At 35.8% G+C, this 26705-nt stretch carries 14 protein-coding genes, 10 pseudogenes and 1 other annotated feature; of the genes and pseudogenes, 22 read left to right on the plus strand and 2 right to left on the minus strand.

The annotated features are described in order from the left end of the window. Positions 1–61: 61 nt before the first annotated feature. From rpmG to tuf, 15 genes and pseudogenes are all read left to right on the plus strand, one after another. Positions 62–205 (plus strand): 50S ribosomal protein L33, encoded by a 144-nt coding sequence (gene rpmG / locus ABLV90_RS05890; RefSeq protein ID WP_002508576.1) that lies wholly within the window; start codon positions 62–64, stop codon positions 203–205. 130 nt (positions 206–335) lie between these two features. After that, positions 336–515 carry a preprotein translocase subunit SecE gene (gene secE / locus ABLV90_RS05895; RefSeq protein ID WP_002484168.1) on the plus strand — a complete coding sequence of 60 codons (180 nt, stop codon included), beginning with the start codon at positions 336–338 and terminating at the stop codon, positions 513–515. Between the two features lie 14 nt (positions 516–529). Then, a complete protein-coding gene (nusG, locus tag ABLV90_RS05900; protein ID WP_427707422.1) occupies positions 530–1078 on the plus strand; it encodes a transcription termination/antitermination protein NusG in 549 nt (182 codons plus the stop codon). Between the two features lie 269 nt (positions 1079–1347). Next, positions 1348–1770 carry a 50S ribosomal protein L11 gene (gene rplK, locus ABLV90_RS05905; RefSeq protein ID WP_460872325.1) on the plus strand — a complete coding sequence of 141 codons (423 nt, stop codon included), beginning with the start codon at positions 1348–1350 and terminating at the stop codon, positions 1768–1770. Between the two features lie 230 nt (positions 1771–2000). Next, complete coding sequence (gene rplA, locus ABLV90_RS05910; protein ID WP_427707424.1) at positions 2001–2696, plus strand: 50S ribosomal protein L1; 696 nt, start codon at positions 2001–2003, stop codon at positions 2694–2696. A gap of 85 nt (positions 2697–2781) precedes the next feature. Then, positions 2782–2929, plus strand: a sequence feature (ribosomal protein L10 leader region). A gap of 62 nt (positions 2930–2991) precedes the next feature. Continuing rightward, a pseudogene (gene rplJ / locus ABLV90_RS05915) lies at positions 2992–3502 on the plus strand (50S ribosomal protein L10). Positions 3503–3542: 40 nt separating this feature from the next. Next, positions 3543–3912, plus strand: a pseudogene (gene rplL, locus ABLV90_RS05920) (50S ribosomal protein L7/L12). 259 nt (positions 3913–4171) lie between these two features. Then, complete coding sequence (locus ABLV90_RS05925) at positions 4172–4780, plus strand: class I SAM-dependent methyltransferase (RefSeq protein WP_460872326.1); 609 nt, start codon at positions 4172–4174, stop codon at positions 4778–4780. Between the two features lie 198 nt (positions 4781–4978). Next, positions 4979–8532: pseudogene (gene rpoB / locus ABLV90_RS05930) on the plus strand (DNA-directed RNA polymerase subunit beta). Positions 8533–8700: 168 nt separating this feature from the next. Then, positions 8701–12299, plus strand: a pseudogene (gene rpoC, locus ABLV90_RS05935) (DNA-directed RNA polymerase subunit beta'). Positions 12300–12458: 159 nt separating this feature from the next. Beyond that, positions 12459–12713, plus strand: a complete 255-nt coding sequence (locus ABLV90_RS05940) for a ribosomal L7Ae/L30e/S12e/Gadd45 family protein (protein ID WP_427707432.1) — start codon at positions 12459–12461, stop codon at positions 12711–12713. Positions 12714–12808: 95 nt separating this feature from the next. Continuing rightward, positions 12809–13223, plus strand: a pseudogene (gene rpsL, locus ABLV90_RS05945) (30S ribosomal protein S12). Between the two features lie 70 nt (positions 13224–13293). Further along, entirely contained in the window at positions 13294–13764 is a 471-nt protein-coding gene (gene rpsG, locus ABLV90_RS05950; protein WP_460872327.1) for a 30S ribosomal protein S7, read from the plus strand. Between the two features lie 119 nt (positions 13765–13883). Continuing rightward, positions 13884–15976 (plus strand): annotated as a pseudogene (fusA, locus tag ABLV90_RS05955) (elongation factor G). A gap of 222 nt (positions 15977–16198) precedes the next feature. Continuing rightward, positions 16199–17387, plus strand: a pseudogene (gene tuf / locus ABLV90_RS05960) (elongation factor Tu). Positions 17388–17848: 461 nt separating this feature from the next. Here tuf and ABLV90_RS05965 read toward each other — a convergent pair. After that, positions 17849–19031, minus strand: a pseudogene (locus ABLV90_RS05965) (M20 family metallopeptidase). Between the two features lie 191 nt (positions 19032–19222). On the opposite strand from ABLV90_RS05965, the gene ABLV90_RS05970 reads away from it, so the two are divergent. Continuing rightward, entirely contained in the window at positions 19223–20413 is a 1191-nt protein-coding gene (locus ABLV90_RS05970; RefSeq protein WP_460872328.1) for a glycine C-acetyltransferase, read from the plus strand. 175 nt (positions 20414–20588) lie between these two features. Here ABLV90_RS05970 and ABLV90_RS05975 read toward each other — a convergent pair whose 3' ends face one another. Then, complete coding sequence (locus tag ABLV90_RS05975) at positions 20589–21032, minus strand: hypothetical protein (protein WP_460872329.1); 444 nt, start codon at positions 21030–21032, stop codon at positions 20589–20591. Between the two features lie 339 nt (positions 21033–21371). Between ABLV90_RS05975 and ABLV90_RS05980 the strand changes: the two are divergent. From ABLV90_RS05980 to ABLV90_RS06005, 6 genes and pseudogenes are all read left to right on the plus strand, one after another. Next, a pseudogene (locus ABLV90_RS05980) lies at positions 21372–21945 on the plus strand (GNAT family N-acetyltransferase). Positions 21946–21976: 31 nt separating this feature from the next. Continuing rightward, on the plus strand, positions 21977–22483 hold the full coding sequence (locus ABLV90_RS05985) for a GNAT family N-acetyltransferase (RefSeq protein WP_427707444.1): 507 nt from the start codon (positions 21977–21979) through the stop codon (positions 22481–22483). Positions 22484–22716: 233 nt separating this feature from the next. Then, positions 22717–23382 (plus strand): YveK family protein, encoded by a 666-nt coding sequence (locus tag ABLV90_RS05990; RefSeq protein ID WP_427707446.1) that lies wholly within the window; start codon positions 22717–22719, stop codon positions 23380–23382. A gap of 14 nt (positions 23383–23396) precedes the next feature. Further along, a complete protein-coding gene (locus ABLV90_RS05995) occupies positions 23397–24083 on the plus strand; it encodes a polysaccharide biosynthesis tyrosine autokinase (protein WP_427707448.1) in 687 nt (228 codons plus the stop codon). 2 nt (positions 24084–24085) lie between these two features. Next, positions 24086–24854 (plus strand): annotated as a pseudogene (locus tag ABLV90_RS06000) (tyrosine-protein phosphatase). A gap of 24 nt (positions 24855–24878) precedes the next feature. Further along, the gene (locus tag ABLV90_RS06005) at positions 24879–26699 is read left to right on the plus strand and encodes a polysaccharide biosynthesis protein (RefSeq protein WP_460872330.1); all 1821 of its coding nucleotides are present in this window, start codon (positions 24879–24881) and stop codon (positions 26697–26699) included. The last annotated feature ends 6 nt before the right edge of the window (positions 26700–26705 follow it).

Consider the following 26705-nt stretch of genomic DNA (forward strand, 5'->3'; position numbering starts at 1 on the left):
GACAATTGACTCAGAAGTTCTGTATAGTAGATTGGTATTATAATGAGTAAGGTGAAGTCTAATGAAAAAAGTACCACTAAATTGTGAAGTCTGTGGCAGTAGAAATTATAATGTTCCGAAACAAAGTAACCTTACATCTAGAATGACACTAAAAAAACATTGTCCGAGATGTAATGCACATACGATGCACAAGGAATCAAAATAATAAGATGACATATTAAGTAATCAGTTGAGTGAATATATCTTTCCAACTAAGTTGAGAGTATTATATTTGCTTGATTTGTTGTATGGAATAAGCAAATAAGGAATAACGAAATAATACGGAGGTCTTGTTAATGGCTAAAAAAGAAAATTTCTTCCAAGGCGTAAAGTCAGAAATGGAAAAGACAAGTTGGCCAACGAAAGAAGAATTATTTAAGTACACAGTCATTGTTGTAGCTACAGTAGTATTTTTCTTAGTGTTCTTCTATGCCTTAGACTTAGGAATTGGTAGAATTATAGAGTTAATTAAATAGATAGGAGTGACGACATGTCTGAAGAAGTTGACGCAAAGCGTTGGTATGCTGTGCATACTTATTCTGGTTATGAGAATAAAGTTAAAAAGAATTTAGAAAAACGTGTTGAATCTATGAATATGACAGAAAAAATATTCAGAGTTGTTATACCGGAAGAGGAAGAAACACAAGTTAAAGATGGTAAAGCCAAAACATTAACTAAAAAAACATTCCCTGGTTATGTATTAGTTGAATTAGTGATGACCGATGAATCATGGTATATCGTGAGAAATACACCTGGTGTAACAGGATTTGTTGGTTCGGCTGGTTCTGGATCTAAACCTAACCCATTACTTCCAGATGAAGCACGTTTCATCCTTAAACAAATGGGCATGAAAGAGAAAACAATTGATGTTCAATTGGATTTAGGTGAACAAGTGAGAGTTAAATCAGGTCCATTTGCTAATCAAGTTGGCGAAGTTCAAGAAATTGAGGTTGATAAATTCAAACTTACTGTTCTTGTAGACATGTTTGGTAGAGAAACACCAGTAGAAGTAGAATTTGATCAAGTTGAAAAACTTTAAATGAATACAAGTGCTAAGGCACTTGCATAAGCGACACTAATCTCGCTAAAGCGAGAAAGATCACTTTATATGCATTAAGAACCCCTAATCACTAAAGTGATAAGGGGTTCTATAAAAAAGTTACACTTTACCATTGCGTTATCAAATGGGTTAATGGTATAATACTGTGGTCGCGCTCATAGAGCGTTCATTTCGTCACGAAATGTAGAAGAGTGGGAGGACAAAACTGAGTCCTGTGACCACATCACGATATCAAGGAGGTGCACATCGTGGCTAAAAAAGTAGAAAAAGTAGTTAAATTACAAATTCCTGCAGGTAAAGCAAATCCAGCACCACCAGTTGGTCCGGCATTAGGTCAAGCAGGTGTGAATATTATGGGATTCTGTAAGGAATTCAACGCACGTACACAAGAAGACGTAGGTTTAATCATACCAGTAGAAATTAGTGTTTATGAAGATCGTTCATTTACATTTATTACAAAAACACCACCGGCTCCAGTACTACTTAAAAAAGCTGTCGGCGTTGAAAAAGGTTCAGGCGAACCTAATAAAAACAAAGTAGCAACAGTAACTAAAGATCAAGTACGTGAAATTGCAAACCAAAAAATGCAAGATTTAAACGCTGCAGACGAAGAAGCAGCTATGCGTATTATCGAAGGTACTGCTCGTAGTATGGGTATTACAGTTCAATAACTAAAATGAGTAATGAAAACATAGATTGACGATAGAAGCAGATGACAGAAAAGACAAACATGATGACAGCATTCAATATTGTCGTAATATGAGGAATAAATGTCATTTATTAAGGAAGTTCATTCCAACGATAAAATACAATTAAACCTCTCTGTTATCTGCTCTTAACTTGTGTAAACAAGTAAATGTGGGAGGGAATTCCGCTAAAACCACTGAAGGAGGAACATGAAATGGCTAAAAAAAGCAAAAGATATCAAGAAGTAGCTAGCAAAATCGATCGTGAAAAACACTACAGTGTTGAAGAAGCGATTGCATTAGCTAAAGAAACAAACATTGCTAACTTTGACGCATCAGTTGAAGTAGCATTCCGTTTAGGTATTGATACACGTAAAAATGATCAACAAATCCGTGGAGCAGTAGTGCTTCCAAACGGTACTGGTAAATCACAAAGTGTATTAGTATTCGCAAAAGGCGACAAAGCAGCTGAAGCAAAAGCAGCAGGTGCTGATTTCGTTGGTGAAGGTGAATACGTAGAAAAAATCCAACAAGGTTGGTTTGACTTCGACGTAGTAGTAGCTACACCAGACATGATGGGCGAAGTTGGTAAACTTGGTCGCGTATTAGGACCTAAAGGTTTAATGCCAAACCCTAAAACTGGAACTGTAACTATGGATGTTACTAAGGCAGTTGAAGAAATCAAAGCCGGTAAAGTTGAATACCGTGCTGAAAAATCAGGTATCGTTCATGCATCAATTGGTAAAACATCATTTGATACTGAAAAATTAGTTGAAAACTTCAGAACTTTACAAGACGTTTTAACTAAATTAAAACCTGCATCAGCTAAAGGTACTTACTTCAAATCTGTTGCTGTAACATCAACAATGGGTCCTGGAGTTAAAGTTGACACATCAGGCTTTAAACTATAATTATTAACATAAAATATTTTGAGGTTGAAAGTATTGCTTTCAACCTCAAATAAATATTGACATAACACATGAAACCAGTTATATTGGTTAATGTATTATTTTACCTAAGACAGTAGGAGTTAGTGATAACTTAAAATTATATCCTGCCGAGGCTAAAATTGACTTGAACGTGAAGAATTTAGATCTTTCAAGCACTTTTTGCCACGGGTAGAAAGTGCTTTTTTTATTGAGTAATGTTTGTAAGAACAATATCTCAAGATAAAAAGCACCAAACTAAATCTATGGAGGTGTCTAAATGTCTGCTATCATCGATGCAAAACAACAACAAGTTGATATTATTGCAGAACAACTTAAAAACTCAGTATCTACAGTTATCGTTGACTATCGTGGTCTAAGCGTTGCTGAAGTAACTGAATTACGTTCGCAATTACGTGAAGCTGGTGTTGAGTATAAAGTTTACAAAAACACTATGGTTCGCCGTGCGGCTGAACAAGCTGGTATTGACGGGTTAAATGAATTCTTAGTAGGTCCTACAGCAATCGCAACTTCAACTGAAGATGTAGTTGCTCCAGCCGAAAGTTATCGCGGGATTCGCTAAAGAACATAAAGCATTAGAAGTTAAAACAGGTGTTATGGAAGGCAATGTTATCTCAGCAGAACAAGTTAACACTGTTGGTACATTACCATCACACGACGGTCTTGTTTCTATGCTTTTATCAGTATTACAAGCTCCAGTACGCAACTTCGCTTATGCGGTTAAAGCAATTGGAGAAGAAAAAGAAGGAAAAGAAGAAAGCGCTGAATAATTGCGCATAAACTAATAACAATTAATGGAGGAATATTAAAATGGCTAATCAAGAACAAATCATTGAAGCAATCAAAGAAATGTCAGTTTTAGAATTAAACGACTTAGTAAAAGCAATTGAAGAAGAATTTGGTGTAACTGCAGCAGCTCCAGTAGCGAGCAGCAGACGCAGCAGGTGGCGGCGAAGCTGAAGCTGAACAAACTGAATTCGACGTTGAACTAACATCAGCTGGATCATCTAAAATCAAAGTTGTTAAAGCAGTTAAAGAAGCAACTGGTCTTGGATTAAAAGACGCTAAAGGTTTAGTTGACGATGCTCCTAAAGTAATCAAAGAAGGACTAGCTAAAGAAGACGCTGAAGAACTTAAAGCAGCTTTAGAAGAAGTTGGCGCTACAGTAGAAATCAAATAATTTTTGCTGTCTAACAGTTAATAATTATATATTGAAGATGATACAAGCAGCTTAATACATCGCTACTTCGGTACGCTGATTTTAAGTGAAATGTATTTTATCTGAAATCTTTGAGAAATGAAAACCCCGTTATTAGTATAACGGGGTTTTATCTTATTTGATCTATATCTATGGTTTGCACTGTGGTTAGACCACGATGTGATGTATGAAATGGGTATAGTATTAATCTAAGGATAATTAGATTAAAAGAGGTGTAGTCATGAGTCATTATTATGATGAAAATCCTGAAGTAGAAAGTGATGAGTTGCTTTTTACGTACTCCTACGATAACTGTAAATTAGAGCTAGTAACGGATTCGGGCGTCTTTTCAAAAGGGAAGATTGACTTTGGTTCCGATTTATTAGTAAAAACTTTTTTGAAAGCATATCCTCCTGGTCCTACTAAACGCATCTTGGATGTTGGTTGTGGTTATGGCCCTATCGGTTTAATGATTGCAAAAACTTCCCCGCATCATGAAGTGACGATGGTTGATGTTAATCAACGTGCACTATCATTATCAAGAAAAAACAGAAAAAAGAACCGTATAGACAATGTGGAAATCAAAGAAAGTGATGGTTTATCACAGGTAGACGCTGACACTTATGATTTTATGCTGACTAATCCACCGATTAGAGCAGGAAAAAAAGTCGTTCACAGCATTTTAGAAGACGCATATAAGGTATTAAAACAAGGTGGCGCGCTTTATGTCGTAATTCAAAAAAGCAGGGCATGCCATCAAGCAAAGCAAAAAATGGAAGACACTTTTAACAATGTAGAAGTCTTAGCAAAAGACAAAGGTTACTACATTTTAAGAAGCACGAAAGCTTGATTTAAAAGTATCAATCTGATATAGTAATAGAATGTAAAAATTTATGTTCAATAAGTGTGTACTTTTACGTGTAAATGAACAATGTATATGAGGTAAAATGGAAATGGTGTCATTTGGTATGCTACCGTTTTCTTTTTATCTCATTATATTGGCTCATTTAGTAAAAGTAAACACGCAATTTTTGAGGGGTGAATCTGTTTGGCAGGTCAATTTGTCCAATATGGAAGACATCGTAAACGTAGAAACTATGCGAGAATTTCAGAGGTATTAGAATTACCGAATTTAATTGAGATTCAGACTGAGTCTTACGAGTGGTTCTTAGAAGAAGGTTTATTAGAAATGTTTAGAGACATTTCTCCGATTGAAGATTTCACAGGCAATCTTTCTTTAGAGTTTGTAGATTATAGACTCGGAGAACCGAAATATGATTTAGAAGAATCAAAAAACCGTGATACAACGTATTCTGCACCTCTACGTGTAAAAGTACGTCTAATCATCAAAGAAACTGGCGAAGTGAAAGAGCAAGAAGTATTTATGGGCGATTTCCCATTAATGACAGATACAGGTACATTCGTAATAAATGGTGCTTGAACGTGTAATCGTTTCGCAATTAGTTCGTTCACCATCCGTATACTTCAATGAAAAACTAGATAAAAATGGTCGTACAAACTTCGATGCAACAATCATTCCTAACCGTGGTGCATGGTTAGAATATGAAACTGATGCGAAAGATGTTGTTTATGTACGTATTGATAGAACAAGAAAATTACCATTAACAGTATTATTACGTGCTTTAGGTTTCTCAACTGATCAAGAAATCGTTGATCTTTTAGGTGAAAACGAGTACCTACGTAATACTTTAGAAAAAGATGGTACTGAAAATACTGATCAAGCATTATTAGAAATTTATGAGCGCTTACGCCCTGGCGAACCGCCTACAGTTGAAAATGCTAAGAGCTTATTATATTCTCGTTTCTTTGATCCGAAACGTTATGACTTAGCTAGTGTAGGTCGTTACAAAGCGAATAAAAAACTTCACTTGAAACACCGTTTATTCAATCAGAAATTAGCTGAACCAATTGTTAATACTGAAACAGGTGAAATTGTAGCTGAAGAAGGTACAGTCTTAGATCGTCGTAATTTAGATGAGGTTATGGATGTACTAGAAGCAAATGCAAATAGTGAAGTCTTTGAATTAGAAGGTACTGTTATTGATGAACCTGTTGAGATTCAATCAATCAAAGTTTACGTTCCGAACGATGAAGAAGGACGTACAACTACAGTGATTGGTAATGCTTTCCCTGATTCAGAAGTGAAATGTATTACACCAGCAGATATTATTGCATCAATGTCATACTTCTTTAACTTATTAAGTGGTATTGGCTTTACAGATGATATTGACCATTTAGGTAATCGTCGTCTACGTTCAGTAGGGGAACTATTACAAAATCAATTCCGTATTGGTTTATCAAGAATGGAACGTGTTGTACGTGAAAGAATGTCTATCCAAGACACTGATTCTGTTACGCCTCAACAACTAATCAATATTCGTCCTGTTATTGCGTCTATTAAAGAATTCTTTGGTAGTTCTCAATTATCACAATTCATGGACCAAGCCAATCCATTAGCTGAGTTAACACATAAACGTCGTTTATCAGCATTAGGACCCGGCGGTTTAACACGTGAACGTGCTCAAATGGAAGTGCGTGACGTTCACTATTCTCACTATGGTCGTATGTGTCCAATCGAAACACCAGAGGGTCCGAATATCGGACTTATCAACTCACTATCTAGTTACGCGCGTGTGAATGAATTTGGTTTCATTGAAACACCTTACCGTAAAGTAGATCTTGAAACACATTCAATCACAGATCAAATTGACTACTTAACTGCTGACGAAGAAGATAGCTATGTAGTAGCTCAAGCAAACTCTGTATTAGATGAAAATGGTCGTTTCGTAGAAGACGAAGTTGTTTGTCGTTTCCGTGGTAATAACACAGTTATGGCTAAAGAAAAAATGGATTACATGGATGTTTCACCTAAACAAGTTGTTTCCGTCGCGACAGCATGTATTCCGTTCTTAGAAAATGATGACTCTAACCGTGCATTGATGGGTGCAAACATGCAACGTCAAGCAGTGCCATTGATGAATCCTGAATCACCATTTGTAGGTACTGGTATGGAGCACGTGGCGAGCACGTGACTCTGGTGCAGCAATTGTTGCTAAAAACAAAGGCCGTGTTGAACACGTTGAATCTAATGAAATTCTTGTACGTCGACTTATTGAAGAAGATGGTCAAGAATATGAAGGCGAATTAGATCGCTATCCATTATCAAAATTCAAACGTTCAAATACTGGTACATGTTATAACCAAAGACCTATCATTGCTACTGGCGATGTAGTGGCTAAAGGCGAAATTTTAGCTGACGGTCCTTCAATGGAACTTGGTGAAATGGCATTAGGTAGAAACTTAGTTGTAGGTTTCATGACTTGGGACGGTTATAACTACGAGGATGCTGTAATCATGAGTGAACGTCTAGTTAAAGATGACGTATACACTTCTATTCATATTGAAGAGTATGAATCTGAAGCACGTGATACAAAACTAGGACCTGAAGAAATCACTCGTGATATTCCTAACGTTTCAGATAGTGCACTTAAAAACTTAGATGACCGCGGTATTGTATACGTAGGTGCTGAAGTTAATGATGGTGACATCTTAGTCGGTAAAGTAACGCCTAAAGGTGTAACAGAATTAACTGCAGAAGAACGTTTACTACACGCAATCTTCGGTGAAAAAGCACGTGAAGTTCGCGATACATCATTACGCGTACCTCATGGTGCAGGTGGTATTGTTCTAGATGTTAAAGTCTTTAACCGTGAAGAAGGAGACGACACATTATCTCCAGGTGTTAACCAATTAGTTCGTGTTTATATCGTTCAAAAACGTAAAATACACGTTGGTGACAAAATGTGTGGTCGTCATGGTAATAAGGGTGTAATTTCTAAACTTGTTCCTGAAGAAGATATGCCTTATTTACCAGACGGTACGCCAATCGATATCATGTTGAACCCACTTGGTGTTCCATCACGTATGAATATCGGACAAGTGTTAGAGCTACACTTAGGTATGGCTGCTAAAAACTTAGGTATTCACGTTGCTTCACCAGTATTTGATGGTGCGAGTGATGAGGATGTATGGTCAACAATTGAAGAAGCTGGTATGGCTCGTGACGGTAAGACGGTATTATATGATGGACGTACAGGTGAACCATTTGATAACAGAATTTCAGTTGGTGTAATGTACATGCTGAAACTTGCTCACATGGTTGACGATAAATTACACGCACGTTCAACTGGACCTTACTCACTTGTTACGCAACAACCACTTGGTGGTAAAGCACAATTTGGTGGACAACGTTTCGGTGAGATGGAAGTATGGGCACTTGAAGCATACGGTGCCGCATATACACTTCAAGAAATCTTAACTTACAAATCCGATGATACGGTAGGTCGTGTGAAAACATATGAAGCTATTGTTAAGGGTGAAAACATCACTAAACCAGGTGTTCCTGAATCATTCAGAGTATTGATGAAAGAATTACAAAGTTTAGGATTAGACGTTAAGATTATGGACGAGCATGACAATGAAATTGACATGCAAGACACTGAAGATGATGATGTCGTTGAACGTAAAGTGGATCTTCAACAAAAAGAAGCGCCACAATCACAGAAAGAAATTACAGACTAATTGCATTTAAGTTTATAAAAGAATACACCAAGTTAAGGTACAATACATGTTTGTATTTGCCTTAATCTTGGTTATTCCATTATTGATATAGAGCAATCAATCAATTTGCACAGCTAATCTAAATTGAAGGAGGTAGGCTCCTTGATTGATGTAAATAATTTCCATTATATGAAAATAGGACTTGCTTCACCCGAAAAAATCCGTTCATGGTCTTTTGGTGAGGTTAAAAAGCCAGAAACAATTAACTATCGTACTTTAAAACCAGAAAAAGATGGTCTATTCTGTGAGAGAATATTTGGACCTTCGAAAGACTGGGAATGTAGTTGTGGTAAATACAAACGTGTACGTTATAAAGGTATGGTTTGTGACAGATGTGGAGTAGAAGTAACTAAGTCAAAAGTGCGCCGTGAAAGAATGGGCCATATTGAATTAGTCGCGCCTGTATCACACATTTGGTACTTCAAAGGTATTCCAAGTCGTATGGGTCTTTTATTAGATATGTCACCAAGAGCGTTAGAAGAAGTTATTTACTTCGCTTCTTATGTTGTTGTTAATCCAGGTCCAACTGGTTTAGAGCAAAAGACATTATTATCTGAAGCAGAATTCAGAGATTACTATGATAAATTCCCAGGTAAATTCAACGCCAAAATGGGTGCTGAAGGTATCAAAGAATTACTACAAGAAATCGACTTAGACGGTGAACTCAAACAACTAAGAGATGAGTTAGAATCAGCAACAGGTCAAAGACTTACACGTGCAATTAAACGTTTAGAAGTAGTTGAATCATTCAGACATTCTGGTAATAATCCAGCGTGGATGGTGTTAGACGTACTTCCAATTATCCCACCAGAAATCAGACCAATGGTTCAATTAGATGGTGGACGTTTTGCTACAAGTGATCTTAATGATTTGTATCGTCGTGTTATCAACCGTAACAACCGTTTGAAACGTTTATTAGACTTAGGTGCTCCAGGCATCATCGTCCAAAACGAAAAACGTATGTTACAAGAAGCTGTTGATGCACTTATCGATAATGGCCGTCGTGGCCGTCCAGTTACTGGACCAGGTAACCGCCCATTAAAATCTCTTTCTCATATGTTAAAAGGTAAACAAGGACGTTTCCGTCAAAACTTATTAGGTAAGCGTGTTGACTATTCAGGTCGTTCAGTTATTGCAGTTGGACCTAGCTTGAAAATGTACCAATGTGGACTACCTAAAGAGATGGCATTAGAATTGTTCAAACCTTTCATCATGAAAGAATTAGTTCAACGTGAAATTGCTACAAACATTAAAAATGCGAAAAGTAAGATTGAACGCATGGATGATGAAGTTTGGGACGTATTGGAAGATGTTATCAAAGAACACCCAGTACTTTTAAACCGTGCACCAACACTTCACAGATTAGGTATTCAAGCATTTGAACCTACATTAGTTGAAGGTCGTGCAATTCGTCTACATCCACTTGCTACAACAGCTTACAACGCTGACTTTGATGGTGACCAAATGGCAGTTCACGTACCATTATCAAAAGAAGCTCAAGCAGAAGCACGTATGTTAATGCTTGCGAGCACAAAATATCTTAAACCCTAAAGATGGTAAACCAGTTGTAACACCTTCACAAGATATGGTGTTAGGTAACTATTACTTAACTTTAGAGCGTAAAGATTCAGTGAATACTGGTGCGATTTTCAATGATACAAATGAAGTATTGAAAGCTTATGCGAATGGCTACGTACACTTACATTCACGTATTGGTGTGCATGCTAAATCATTTAATAATCCAACATTCACGGAAGAACAAAACAAAAAACTCTTGTTAACTTCAGTTGGTAAAGTTATATTTAATGAAATCATCCCAGACTCATTTGCATATATTAACGAACCAACACAAACTAATTTAGAAAATAAAACACCAGCTAGATATTTCATATCTGCTACTGAATTAGGAGAAGGCGGATTAAAAGAATACTTCGATAATCAAGAATTAATTGAACCATTCAATAAGAATTTCTTAGGAAATATTATTGCAGAAGTCTTCAATCGTTTCAGCATCACAGATACTTCTATGATGTTAGACAGAATGAAAGACTTAGGATTCAAGTTTTCAACTAAAGCAGGTATCACTGTTGGTGTATCTGATATCGTAGTATTACCAGATAAACAAAAAATCTTAGATGAACACGAAAAATTAGTTGAGAGAATTACGAAACAATTTAATCGTGGTTTAATTACTGAATTTGAACGTTATAACGCTGTCGTTGAAATTTGGACTGACGCTAAAGACCAAATTCAGCAAAAATTAATGGGATCACTTGATAAAACAAACCCAATCTTTATGATGAGTGACTCTGGTGCCCGTGGTAACGCATCTAACTTTACACAGTTAGCAGGTATGCGTGGACTTATGGCCGCACCATCAGGTAAGATTATTGAATTACCAATCACTTCATCATTCCGTGAAGGTTTAACTGTATTAGAGTACTTTATCTCTACCCATGGTGCGCGTAAAGGTCTTGCCGATACAGCACTTAAAACAGCCGATTCAGGTTACCTTACTCGTCGTCTTGTTGACGTTGCTCAAGATGTTATTGTTCGTGATGAAGATTGTGGCACTGACCGTGGTCTACTTGTTTCTGATATCAAAGAAGGTACAGAAATGATCGAACCATTCATTGAACGTATTGAAGGACGTTATTCTAAAGAAACTGTCCGTCATCCAGAGACTGATGAAGTAATTGTACAACCAGATCAATTGGTAACTGCAGACATTGCTAAACAAATTACAGACGCTGGTATTGAATCAATGTATATACGTTCAGCATTTACATGTAATACACGTCATGGTGTTTGTGAAAAATGTTACGGTAAAAACCTTGCTACTGGTGAAAAAGTTGAAGTTGGTGAAGCAGTTGGTACAATTGCCGCACAATCAATTGGTGAACCAGGTACACAGCTTACAATGCGTACATTCCATACAGGTGGGGTAGCAGGTAGCGATATCACACAAGGTCTTCCACGTATTCAAGAGATCTTCGAAGCACGTAATCCTAAAGGTCAAGCTGTGATTACAGAAATCGAAGGTGTCGTTGATGACATCAAGATTGCAAAAGACCGCCAACAAGAAATCGTTATTAAAGGTGCTAACGAATCTAAATCATATTTAGCTTCAGGTACTTCAAGATTGAAAGTTGAAGTTGGCCAAGGCGTTGAACGTGGTGAAGTTCTAACTGAAGGTTCAATCGAGCCTAAGAACTATTTATCTGTATCAGGTTTAAATGCAACAGAAAGTTATCTATTAAAAGAAGTTCAAAAAGTTTACCGTATGCAAGGTGTGGAAATTGATGATAAACACGTTGAAGTTATGGTTAGACAAATGCTACGTAAAGTACGCATTATCGAAGCCGGAGATACTAAGTTACTTCCAGGTTCATTAGTAGATATTCATAGCTTTACTGATGCAAACCGTGATGCATTTAAAGAACGTAAACGTCCAGCAACAGCTAAACCAGTCTTACTAGGTATTACGAAAGCGTCTCTTGAAACAGAAAGCTTCTTATCAGCAGCTTCGTTCCAAGAAACAACACGTGTACTTACAGATGCTCGCAATTAAAGGTAAACGTGATAACTTACTTGGACTTAAAGAGAATGTTATCATCGGTAAATTAATTCCAGCTGGTACTGGTATGAGACGTTATAGAGACGTTAAATACGACACAGTTGCACCAAAAAAAGAAGTTACTGAAGAAACACATACAACTAAGATATAATTCTTTTTACTGAATAAACAAGGTGATCGAGATATTATATTTCGATCACTTGTTTTTTATGTTTTTTGAAGAATTTATCGTATTTAAAGTTGACTCAACAGTATCTAAGATGTTATTATTATTAAGGTTGATGCAAGCAGAACTTTGGAGGATATTTTAATGTCTAATGAAAAAGTTGCACGCTTTAACAAACAACATCATGTTATTGGACTTAAACAAACGCTTAAGGCTTTGAATAAGAACCAAGTTACATCATTGATTATTGCTGAAGACGTTGAAGTTCATTTACTGACTCGCGTGCTAAGTCAAATCAATCATAAACAAATACCTGTTTCATTTTGCAAAAGCAAACAAGCTTTAGGAGAATATGTAGGTATTAACGTTAATGCAACAATTGTTGCATTATTAAAATGAGATTAGTAAGAATAATTCTTACTAAATTTTATTTGCCCTTGAAATGAACCACCTGGATGTGTGGGATTATAAATGATGAGAGGAGGAAACATTCAATGCCAACTATTAATCAATTGGTACGTAAACCTAGACAAAGCAAATCAAAAAATTACGGTTCACCAGACTTTGAACAGAAACTTTAACAGTAAAAAGAAAAAATACACTAGTTTAAACTCTCCACAAAAACGTGGTGTTTGTACTCGTGTAGGTACTATGGCTCCTAAAAAACCTAACTCCGCGTTACGTAAATATGCCCGTGTACGTTTGTCAAACAGTATTGAAATTAATGCGTATATCCCTGGTATCGGACATAACTTACAAGAACACAGTGTTGTACTTGTACGTGGTGGACGTGTAAAAGATTTACCTGGTGTACGTTATCACGTTGTACGTGGTGCGCTTGATACTTCAGGCGTAGATGGACGTAGAAAGAGTCGTTCAAAATACGGAGCTAAAAAACCTAAGAAATAAGGTTAAGATTGCGTAAATTTTCGCTATAAATTTAAAAATTATACTATAATAGGAAGGGAGGATTTACATTATGCCTCGTAAAGGATCAGTACCAAAAAGAGACGTATTACCGGATCCAATCCACAATTCAAAATTAGTTACAAAATTAATCAACAAAATCATGTTAGATGGTAAACGTGGGACAGCTCAAAGAATTCTTTATTCTGCTTTCGACTTAGTTCAAGAACGTAGTGGTCGTGAAGCTGTTGAAGTTTTCGATGAAGCTATCGACAACATCATGCCAGTATTAGAAGTTAAAGCTCGCCGTGTAGGTGGTTCTAACTATCAAGTACCAGTTGAAGTTCGTCCAGAACGTCGTACGACTTTAGGACTTCGTTGGTTAGTTAATTATTCGCGTCACCGTGGTGAAAAAACTATGGAAGAGCGTTTAGCTAACGAAATCTTAGATGCGACCAACAATACAGGTGGCGCAGTTAAGAAACGTGAAGACACTCACAAAATGGCTGAAGCTAACAAAGCCTTCGCTCACTATCGTTGGTAGGATAGTAGCTTTTTCCCTGAGCATGTTCCACATTGATAGTTTACTATCTAAGGCGTGTGCTTAGGGCATTGCCATATTTATAGTATTTATTCGCAGTTATACTGGAAGGAGAAAAATACATGGCTAGAGATTTTAGTTTAGACAGAACTCGTAATATCGGTATCATGGCTCACATCGATGCTCGGTAAAACAACTACGACAGAACGTATTCTTTACTATACTGGACGTATCCACAAAATTGGTGAAACTCATGAAGGAGCTTCACAAATGGACTGGATGGAACAGGAACAAGATCGTGGTATTACAATCACTTCTGCCGCAACAACAGCAGAATGGGATGATCACCGTGTAAATATCATCGATACACCAGGACACGTAGACTTCACTGTTGAAGTTGAACGTTCATTACGTGTACTTGATGGCGCAGTAACAGTACTTGATGCACAATCAGGTGTTGAGCCGCAAACTGAAACAGTTTGGCGCCAAGCAACAAACTATAGTGTACCTCGTATTGTCTTCGTAAACAAAATGGACAAAATGGGCGCTAACTTTGAATATGCAGTTAGCACTATTCATGACCGTTTACAAGCTAATGCACAACCAATTCAATTACCAATTGGTGCTGAAGATCAATTTGAAGCAATCATTGACTTAGTTGAAATGAAATGTTTTAAATATAACAACAACGAAGGAACTGAAATTGAAGAAATTGAAATTCCTGAGGATCATAAAGATAGAGCTGACGAAGCTCGTTCAAGCATTAATTGAAGCAGTAGCTGAAAGTAATGATGAATTAATGGAAAAATATTTAGCTGACGAAGCAATCACTGTCGCTGAATTAAAAGATGCTATCCGCCAAGCAACAAATGATATTGAATTTTATCCAGTTCTTGTTGGTACAGCGTTCAAAAACAAAGGTGTTCAGTTATTGCTTGACGCAGTAATTGATTACCTACCATCACCATTAGATGTTAAACCAATTGTTGGACACCGTGCTGATGAACCAGAAGAAGAAGTTATCGCAAAAGCTGATGACGATGCTGAGTTCGCCGCTTTAGCGTTCAAAGTAATGACTGACCCTTATGTTGGTAAGTTAACATTCTTCCGTGTTTATTCAGGACATCTTTCATCTGGTTCATACGTTAAGAACTCTACGAAGGGCAAACGTGAACGTGTAGGTCGTTTACTACAAATGCACGCTAACTCTCGTCAAGAGCTTAACACAGTATACTCAGGAGATATCGTCGCTGCGGTAGGTCTTAAAGATACTGCTACTGGTGATACTTTATGTGGTGAGAAGAATGATATTATCTTGGAATCTATGGATTTCCCAGAACCTGTTATTCACTTATCTGTTGAACCAAAATCTAAAGCTGACCAAGACAAAATGACTACAGCTTTAGTTAAGTTACAAGAAGAAGATCCAACATTCCATGCACACACAGACGATGAAACTGGACAAGTTATCATTGGTGGTATGGGTGAACTTCACTTAGATATCTTAGTAGACCGTATGAAGAAAGAATTTAACGTTGAATGTAACGTTGGTGCTCCAATGGTTTCATACCGTGAAACATTTAAGCAATCAGCTCAAGTTCAAGGTAAATTCGCTCGTCAATCTGGTGGTCGTGGTCAATTTGGTGACGTTAAGATTGAATTCTCGCCTAACGAAACTGGTGGCGGTTTTGAATTCGAAAACGCTATCGTTGGTGGTGTAGTTCCTCGTGAATACATTCCATCAGTTGAAGCAGGACTTAAAGATTCAATGGAAAACGGTGTATTAGCTGGTTATCCTTTAATTGATGTTAAAGCTAAATTATATGACGGTTCATACCATGATGTCGATTCATCAGAAATGGCCTTCAAAATTGCCGCATCATTAGCGCTTAAAGAAGCTGCTAAAAAATGTGATCCAGTTATCTTAGAACCAATGATGAAAGTAACAATTGAAATGCCTGAAGAGTACATGGGTGACATCATGGGTGACGTAACATCTCGTCGTGGACGTGTTGATGGTATGGAACCTCGTGGTAATGCACAAGTTGTTAACGCTTTTGTACCACTTTCAGAAATGTTCGGTTATGCAACATCATTACGTTCTAACACTCAAGGTCGCGGTACGTATACTATGTACTTTGACCACTACGCAGAAGTTCCAAAATCAGTTGCTGAAGCAATTATCAAGAAAAATAGTGGTAAATCAGCAGAGTAATTAAATTTATTTTGTAAGATAACAGTCTATCTGTTAATTACATGTAAAGCTTAATTATGTAGCTTATAGTTTTATCAATTGATTTTTTTACTGAAATGCATTATAAAGGTACTATATAGTCCTTTTTTACAAGTAACAAATATTCTTCTCGTGACAGTGAGTAACTGTCATGAGAGATAAATTTTAAAAATTAATTTTCTAACGAATAGGAGAGATTTTATAATGGCTAAAGAAAAATTTGACCGCTCAAAAACCCATGCCAATATTGGTACTATCGGACACGTTGACCATGGTAAAACTACTTTAACAGCCGCAATTGCAACTGTATTAGCAAAAAATGGTGACGCTGTAGCTCAATCATATGACATGATTGATAACGCTCCAGAAGAAAAAGAACGTGGTATTACAATTAATACTTCTCACATTGAGTACCAAACTGAAAAACGTCACTATGCTCACGTTGACTGCCCAGGTCACGCTGACTATGTGAAAAACATGATCACTGGTGTTGCTCAAATGGACGGCGGTATCTTAGTAGTATCTGTTGCTGATGGTCCAATGCCTCAAACTCGTGAACATATCTTGTTATCACGTAACGTTGGTGTTCCAAGCATTAGTTGTATTCTTAAACAAAGTTGACATGGTTGACGATGAAGAATTATTAGAATTAGTTGAAATGGAAGTTCGTGACTTATTAAGCGAATATGACTTCCCTGGCGACGATGTTCCTGTAATCGCCGGTTCAGCATTAAAAGCGCTTGAAGGCGTTGAAGAATATGAAAACAAAATTTTAGAATTAATGGACGCTGTTGATGAATTTATCCCAACACCAGAACGTGATTCTGACAAACCATTCATGATGCCAGTTGAGGACGTATTCTCAATCACTGGTCGTGGTACTGTTGCTACAGGCCGTGTTGAACGTGGTCAAATCAAAGTCGGTGCTGAAATTGAAATCATCGGTATGCAAGAGGAATCAACTAAAACAACTGTTACAGGTGTTGAAATGTTCCGTAAATTACTAGACTACGCTGAAGCCGGCGACAACATTGGTGCTTTATTACGTGGTGTATCACGTGATGACATCTCTCGTGGACAAGTTTTAGTCGCGCCTGGTACTATTACACCGCATACTAACTTCAAAGCAGACGTTTATGTTTTATCAAAAGAAGAAGGTGGGCGTCATACTCCATTCTTCACTAACTACCGTCCGCAATTCTATTTCCGTACTACTGACGTAACTGGCGTTGTTAGTTTACAAGAAGGTACTGAAATGGTTATGCCTGGCGATAACGTTGAAATGCAAGTTGAATTGATTTCACCAATCGCTATCGAAGATGGTACGCGTTTCTCTATCCGTGAAGGTGGACGTACTGTTGGATCAGGCGTTGTAACTTCAATTATTAAATAATAAATAATTTCTATCTTTGATAGAGATTTTAGGAGCCTCCCTTATGGAGGCTCTTTTTTATATATAGAAGCCCTTATCACAATAAGTGATTAGGGCTTCTTAATGCAATAGCAAAGCTATTGTAATCCGTGGAAATCAAAATGGATTAGGGCGCCTTAACACAATTGTCTTTGACAGTTTTTGCGCTTGCTTTTCTGCGGTCACAGCCTCATCCTGTAATCTTCAGCTTGTGCTTCATTAACTAGAGAGGAGTCGTCCCAAATTACTGACGTTTTAAGCAAATAGTATAATTGAATTAATAAAAATGAAAACAAACAAGCACAATGCCGTTTTGGCAGTGTGCTTGTTTGTATATATAGGTAGTTAGAGAAATTATTGTATCTTCAAAAGTTTATATAAAAATAAGACGCCTGTGTGTTGTACTGGATCACATAGGCATAAGCACTACTAACGTAACAGAGTTACGAAGTGGTTTTAACAATCACATTTTCGAGTTCTAGAATTTTGAGGAATTGGCTAACGGTGTATTTCATTGCTTTTTCATCAATATTGAAGTTTGGACTGTGATGTGGGTGTGTTGTATCTTTTTCTGGATTACCACATCCTGTTAGGAATAAAGCACCTGGACGGACTTTTAAGTAATGAGAGAAGTCTTCACCAATCATCATTAATTCTGACTCGTTGAATCTCAAGTTAATATCGTTTGTCGCTTTTTTAACAATTTCATAACTATTTGGATTGTTATGGACAGGTAGATAGCCCTTAATGTAATCCATTGTGTATGTGATGTCATTTGCCACAGCAAGTCCTTGTAAAAGTTTATCCATTTTAGTCATAACATGAGTTTGAGCTTCTGTATCGAATGTACGTACAGTGCCTTTACAAAATGCAGTGTCAGGAATGATATTATCTGCAGATCCTGCTTGGACCATACCAAAACTAATCACTGCCTGTTTGACGGGATCAATGGTTCTTGAAACGATTTTTTGTGCACTCATAATAAATTCAGCCATGATTACTACAGGATCAATGGTTTCGTGTGGTTTGGCACCATGTCCACCTTTACCTTGAATTGTAATATTAAATTCATCTGGTGACGCCATCATTGCACCAAGCACGGGAATAAATCGTACCTGTAGGATAACCGCTCCATAAATGGTTAGCGTATATTTTGTCTACGTCTTGTAAACAACCATCGTCTATCATTTCTTGAGAGCCACCTGGCATTACTTCTTCGCCATATTGGAAGATGAGTACCACGTTACCATTTAAGAATTGTAGATGATGCTCTATAATTTCTGCCACGCCTAATAAAGTTGCAGTGTGACCATCATGACCACATGCGTGCATAGCACCTGGATTTTTAGATTTGTAATCCACTTCTGTAAGTTCATCTATAGGTAGTGCATCAAAGTCTGCACGTAATGCTACTGTTGGCCCATCACCACGACCTTTAAAAGTCGCAACGATACCATTGCGACCTACGGGTGTACGTATTTCACATGATAATTGACTCAATTGATTTTGAATATAATCATGAGTATGGTACTCTTCGAACGATAATTCGGGATATTGATGTAAGTACCGACGTACTTGTATCATTTTACTTTCTTTTTCTTGCGCTAGTTGAAACCAATCAAACAACTTCAACCCTTCTTCCTTAGTCATTTTTATCCAGTATACCATTTAAAATAACGTAACTGTACCACCAATTATTAACGTACAAATCTAATTGTGGGAAACGCTTTCTTTTTAATTGTTATTCTACTTCCATGTATTTTAAAAATAGGTTATGATTAACTTAAACACAAAGACAATCCAAAGGGGGACTTGCAGTGGTACAATCACTACATGGCTTTTTAGATGAAAATATTCAGTATTTAAAAGATAACGGGTTATACAATGAAATTGATACAATTGAAGGCGCGAATGGGCCTGAAATTAAGATCAAGGGAAAGCACTACGTTAACTTATCTTCAAATAATTATTTAGGACTAGCAACAGATGAAGATTTAAAACAAGTCGCGAAAGATGCAATTGATACACATGGTGTTGGTGCGGGTGCAGTACGTTCGATTAATGGGACATTAGATTTACATGATGAATTAGAAGCAAAATTAGCTGAATTTAAAGGAACAGAAGCAACAGTCGCATATCAATCAGGTCTCAACTGTAATATGGCAGCAATTTCTGCTGTTATGAATAAACATGATGCGATACTTTCAGATGAACTAAACCACGCATCTATTATAGATGGCTGTCGTTTATCTAAAGCGAAAATTATTCGCGTAAACCACTCAGATATGGAAGACTTACGTGCAAAAGCAAAAGAAGCAGTAGAGTCAGGTCAATATAATAAAGTTATGTACATCACTGATGGTGTATTTAGTATGGACGGCGATGTTGCGAAACTGCCAGAAATCGTTGAAATCGCTGAAGAATTTGGCTTAATTACTTATGTTGATGACGCACATGGTTCAGGCGTGATGGGTAAAGGTGCCGGCACAGTAAAGCATTTTGGCTTACAAGATAGAATTGATTTCCAAATGGGTACGTTATCAAAAGCGATTGGTGTTGTAGGTGGTTATGTAGTCGGTACACAATCATTAATTGATTGGTTAAAAGTGCAATCAAGACCATTTTTATTCTCAACATCATTAGCGCCTGGAGATACGAAAGCGATCACTGAATCAGTGAAAAAATTAATGGCGTCTACAGAATTACACGATAAACTTTGGGATAACGGTAATTATTTAAAAGCTGGATTAAAAGAACTTGGATTTAATATTGGCAACTCTGAAACACCAATCACGCCTGTTATTATTGGTGATGAGAAAGAAACACAAGCGTTCAGTAGCCGTTTGAAAGACGAAGGCATCTATGTGAAGTCAATTGTCTTCCCAACGGTTCCAAAAGGCACAGGACGTGTGCGTAACATGCCAACAGCCGCACATACGAAAGAAATGTTAGACCAGGCATTAGCCGCGTATGAAAAAGTAGGCAAAGAACTAGGAACAATTAAATAGTAATGATTTAATCATTATGGGGGCGGGAAGATGAAATCAAATTTTGATTTCTCTCCCGCTCTCGTTTTTTTATGAACTAAAAGGGAATAACTAGAGAATAAATTAAAATAACCATGCTACTTTTTAGTAACATGGTTATTAAACATAATGAAAATGAGCAGTATTTTCATTATGTTTAAAGTCCTGTTTTAGACTTTAAACGTTTGCGCGTTTGTTTATTTTGGATAAATGGAATTGTGAACCATAAGATATGAAGCATACTTGCTAGTATAACAAGTACAATTGGAATAAATATTTCAACTATACTAATATTTACAACGAATGATGCCAAAATAAACGCAGTGATAGAGGGTACTGCACAAATAATGACTACAGTTAACAGTACAAATTGCAATACTTGGGTTGCGATAGGGCTATATATATCTAGTATTACAATAGCGACATAAAATAGCGTGATAAAGGCAAGTAGTACAATAATCCAACCGAGAGCCAAACCAGTTTCAGATTTAATAAAATTTTGATAGGGCGCTAAGATTGGCGTAATGAATAAAATCATAACTGATAACCATGACAGTACGCCAAAAAACAGAAATAATTTTTTAGATCTATTATGAGTCATAGTAAAAACCTCCTTAAGATACCAAACCCATGTCATCTTATAGTTAAGAGATGTGTTTTTTACTAGAGGTAATTCTAAACGGTTAAGCACAATATAATTCATACAACGCTTTCACTTATTCATATACCCATAAAATAGTATTTTTACACCGTCGATTAATGGTCTTTCAAATGATAGAAAAGTTTTTTAATATTAGCTGAAAAGCATAAATGCATCTTAATAAAGTGGTATAAATTTAAATTAACTAGATCTAAGTTATAAGCCGTATTGAATGATACGCTTTCATAGTGAAAAATGTTATAGTTTAGATAACAGATAGCGCTATGAAGGGGATTTTAGATGACAAAAAATTTAAGGTTGCATTTTAATACGCAACGCCTTATCATTAGACCGTTGGAAGAAAATGATTACGAAACATGGTTGCGTGGTTTTGTAAACCGTAAGCCATCTCAATTTAAATATGATAAAGGCCAAGTAGATATGTCACATGCGACTGAACCCTGGTTTGCGGGACTGATAGTTAGGCAGACAACAAGCCATTGAAGCAGATGATTTATACATCTTTGGAATTTTTGATAAAGATATGAATCATTTAGGCATGCTTGATATTAAAAACTTAAGCCGTGACAATTTTCAGTGGGCTGAAATTGGTTATTTTATTCATAATCAATACTGGAATCAAGGCTTTGCTTATGAAGCAGTGGCAGAATTAGTTAAACAAGCACGAGATACGCCGCATTTTCACAGACTTGAAGCACATATCAATATAGATAATGTGCCTTCTATCGGTTTGATTGAAAAAGTGGGCTTTCAATTCGAATGTGTTCGCAAAGGTTTCATATTTGAGAATGGCAAATGGACAGATCATTATGTGTACTATTTAAATACACACAACGAAATCATAGATGCGTAATAGTAATAACTTAGAAGGAAGGAGTGTCAACATGGTTGAATTTAGAGAATTAACAATGGGTGACGAAGCATTATATTGTGATTATATGAGAGAATGGATTGATCATGATGAGAAGGTAGTGCCTGAGATTACAAACATTACGAAATATAGTAATTTTGAAGAAATAGTTCACGAATTAGCAGATAACAAATCACACGACCAAACTGTAGATAATACGACATTGTTTTTAATAGATGATGATGAAATCATCGGTGCCGCCAATATTCGTCATAACTTAAACGATAGACTGAAAAAAGTCGGCGGCCATGTTGGCTACGGCATTCGCAAAAAATACCGTGGCAAAGGTTTTGGCAACAAGTTGTTGAAGAAATCTTTAGACTACTTATCAAGAATTGGTGTTCAAGAAGCTTTGATTACTTGTGATCAAGATAATGAAGTTTCCGTAGCAGTCATTAAGCATAATGGTGGCGAAGAAATCGAACCATCCACATTAGAAGATGGTACAGTCATACGCCGTTTCCAGATTGAAATAGCATAATAATAGAATAAGTTTTAGAGGAAAGAGAACGTAATTTATTACGTTCTCTTTTTTTATGTATTAAATTTTTTAATGAAAAACAAATTAATACATAAAAGCAATAGTGAAAACTTGTGCAATAGTTTGCTGTTGTAAACTATTGCACAAGTTTATTTTAAAATAACTAAAAAGTGTTGTAATTTATCTAATTTAATTTATAATAAGTTGAACGCTGAATTTAATAGGAGGTTTATATGGAAAGTACAATAGATTTATCCAAAATATTACAAATTACCAGGAAAAACATGAAATTATTGATAATTTTACCGATTATTTGTTTGTTAATTAGTGCAATAGTTACTTTTTTCTTTTTAGATGCTAAATATCAAGCATCTACTCAGGTATTAGTAAACCAAAAAGAAAGCGATTCACAAATGATGGCGCAAGAAGTTCAAAGCAATCTACAGTTAGTTAATACATATTCTGAGATAGTGAAAAGTCCTCGTATTATAGATAAAGTATCTAAGGAATTAGATCGAGCATATTCTACTAGTGAACTATCTAACATGATAACTGTTACGAATCAAGCAGAATCACAGGTGTTAAATATTGCAGTGGATAGTAAAAGTGAAAATGATTCAGAACATATAGCAAATACAGTTGCAAAAGTTTTTAGTGAAGAAGTACCTGACATTATGAGTGTAGACAATGTGTCCATCTTATCTGAAGCGGATGATACAGCAACACAAGTAGCTCCTAAAGCAATGGTTAATATGGTGTTAGGTATAGTAATTGGTTTGATTCTTTCACTATTAATTATCTTTATTAAGGAGTTACTGGATAAAAGGATTAAGTCAGAGGAAGATGTTGAAAGTGAACTTGGTATACCTGTGCTAGGATCAATTCAAAAATTCAAATAAGGAGATTCGTAATTATGGCGAAGAAACAAAGAACAATTTCACCTTTATATGTATATGACAAACCTAAATCAACAGTCAGTGAAAAGTTTAGAGGTATCCGTTCCAATATTATGTTTTCAAATGTAGACAAAGAAGTTAATAGCTTGTTAATTACGTCTGAAAAGCCATCATCAGGAAAGAGTACAATTTCTGCAAATATTGCAGTGACTTATGCTCAAGCAGGGTACAAAACTTTAATTATAGATGGTGATATGCGTAAACCAACACAGCATTATTTTTTTGACCTAGATAATAATAGTGGACTGTCTAGTCTGATTATTAACAAAGCAACATATGGTGAAGCGATTAAAGAGACTAAAGTAGGTAATTTAGGAATATTGACTGCGGGGCCCAATCCACCTAATCCCTCAGAATTAATTGCATCTAACAGATTTGGAGAAATCTACAATGAATTATTAGAACATTATGACTTTATAGTGATAGATACGCCACCCATTAATACGGTTACAGATGCTCAAATATACGCTCGGACGATAGGTTATTGTGCACTTGTTATTGACGCTGAGAAAAATAATAGAAATGAAGTTAAAAAAGCAAAAGATTTAATCACAAAATCTGGAGGGAAATTACTAGGTGCAATTTTAAATAAAATGCCACTAGATAAGTCATCAAGCTATTACTATTATTATGGAGATGAATAAAGATGATAGATATTCATAATCACATTTTAGTTGATGTGGATGATGGCCCAAAAAATATTGAAGAAAGTATTGATTTAATTAAACAAGCTCACAGTGAAGGTGTTACTGATATAGTTGCTACCCCACATCATCTTCATCCTAGATATGATAATAACATTCAAGTAGTTAAAGAAAAGTTGAATGAATTACGTAACAATGAACTAATTGAACAGACTTGGAATAAACTTATATTCGGGTCAAGAAATTAGAGTGACTGATCAAATTATTGATGATATCCACAATGGGAAGATTGAGGGTATTAATAATTCGAAATATCTATTAGTAGAATTTCCAAGTAATGAAGTGCCACACTATACGCATAAATTATTTTATGAATTGCAAACTATAGGATATGTACCAATTATTGCACATCCAGAACGTAACAAAGCAATTTCTGAAAATTTAGATTTACTTTTTGATTTAGTAAATGGAGGCGCTTTAAGTCAAATCACTTCTTCTTCATTATTGGGAGATTTTGGAAGAAAGGTAAAAAAATTATCAATACAAATGATTGATAATAATTTGACTCATTTTGTCGCTTCAGATGCACATAGTAGTGTTGTACGACCATTTGTTATGGATGAATTATTTAATGAAAGAAAATTAAAAACTTATTATGAAGATTTAGAAAGATTCATAGAAAATGGAAAAGCAGTTATTAAAGATGAAAGAATTTCCAAACATAAACCAACACAAGAATATAAGCAGAAAAAGTGGTTTGGACTTTTATAGAAAATTAGATTGAGGGGATTAAAAGTGACAAAGATTTCTGCGAGATTGCGCTTTTTGATATTAATTATTATAGATTCATTTATTGTTACATTTTCCGTGTTTTTAGGATATTCGATTTTAGAACCTTATTTCAAAGGATATTCGATTGATTTATTGCTTTTATCATCTTTAGTTTTATTAGTTTCACATCACATATTTGCATACATATTTAATTTATATCATCGTGCATGGGAGTACGCGAGTATTAGTGAATTAATGTCAGTTGCAAGAGCAGTTACAAGTTCTATAATTGTTACTATCATTATTGTTTCTTTAATAACATGGAACAGTCCGTTTTTAAGATTATATTTTATAACTTGGATGATGCATTTACTATTGATAGGTGGTTCTAGACTCTTTTGGAGAGTCTATAGAAAATATTTCACAGAAAATTCAATTGATAGAAAGCCAACTTTGGTTGTAGGAGCCGGACAAGGTGGATCAATGTTAATTCGACAAATGCTAAGAAGTAACGATATGCGTATGCAACCTGTATTAGCTGTAGATGACGATATTAATAAACAAAAAATAACAATTACTGAGCGTGTTAAAGTGCAAGGGTCTATAAAAGACATACCAGAGCTTGTAAAGAAATTTCAAATTAAGAAGATTATTATTGCCATACCTACGTTAAGTCAAAAAAGACTTAATGAAATAAATGATATTTGTAATATTGAGGGTGTCGAGCTATTCAAAATGCCTAATATCGAAGATGTATTATCTGGAGAAATAGAAGTCAATCAACTAAAAAAAGTAGAAGTGGAAGATTTACTAGGCAGAGATCCGGTTGAATTGGATATGGCTTTAATCTCAAAGGAATTGACAGATAAAACGATATTAGTGACAGGGGTCGGTGGCTCTATAGGATCTGAAATTTGTCGACAAGTTTGTAAATTCGAACCAGAAAAAATCATTTTATTAGGACACGGTGAAAATAGTATTTATCTTATACATCAAGAATTGAATAATACTTTTGGTAATAAAATTGAATTTGTACCTATAATTGCGGATGTACAACACAAGGAATGCTTACAAGAAGTTATGAATATGTATAAACCATACGCTGTATATCATGCCGCAGCACATAAGCATGTGCCATTAATGGAATATAATCTAATGGAAGCTGTAAGAAATAATATTTTAGGTACAAAAAATATTGCAGAAACAGCAAAAGAGTTTGGGGTTAGAAAATTTGTAATGATATCTACAGATAAAGCTGTAAACCCACCAAATGTAATGGGAGCGACAAAACGTGTAGCAGAAATGGTAGTTCAAAGTTTAAATGATGAGACGAGTGTGACGAGTTTTGTAGCAGTGCGTTTTGGTAACGTGCTAGGTTCACGAGGCTCAGTAATTCCATTATTTAAAAAGCAAATTGAAGCAGGTGGCCCTGTGACTGTAACTCACCCTGAAATGACTCGATATTTTATGACTATACCTGAAGCTTCAAGGCTAGTATTGCAAGCAGGTGCACTAGCACAAGGAGGAGAAGTATTTGTATTAGATATGGGGAAACCAGTGAAAATAGTTGATTTAGCTAAAAACTTAATAAAATTAAGTGGTAAAAAAGAACAGGATATTGGTATTGAGTATTCGGGAATAAGACCAGGAGAGAAACTCTTCGAGGAATTACTAAATGAAAATGAAATTAATCCAGAACAAGTTTATGAAAAAATATATATAGGAAGAACACTGCATAACAGCAAAGAAAATATAAATAAAATAATTTTTAAATTATTAGATGAACTACCAGTAAATGAAAAAAAGAAAGTTTTAATAAATTATGCGAATGGAATTGAGAAATGAAAAAAA

Origin of the sequence: Staphylococcus sp. 2S1 (assembly GCF_046721335.1) — a bacterium.
Lineage (GTDB): Bacteria > Bacillota > Bacilli > Staphylococcales > Staphylococcaceae > Staphylococcus > Staphylococcus equorum_A.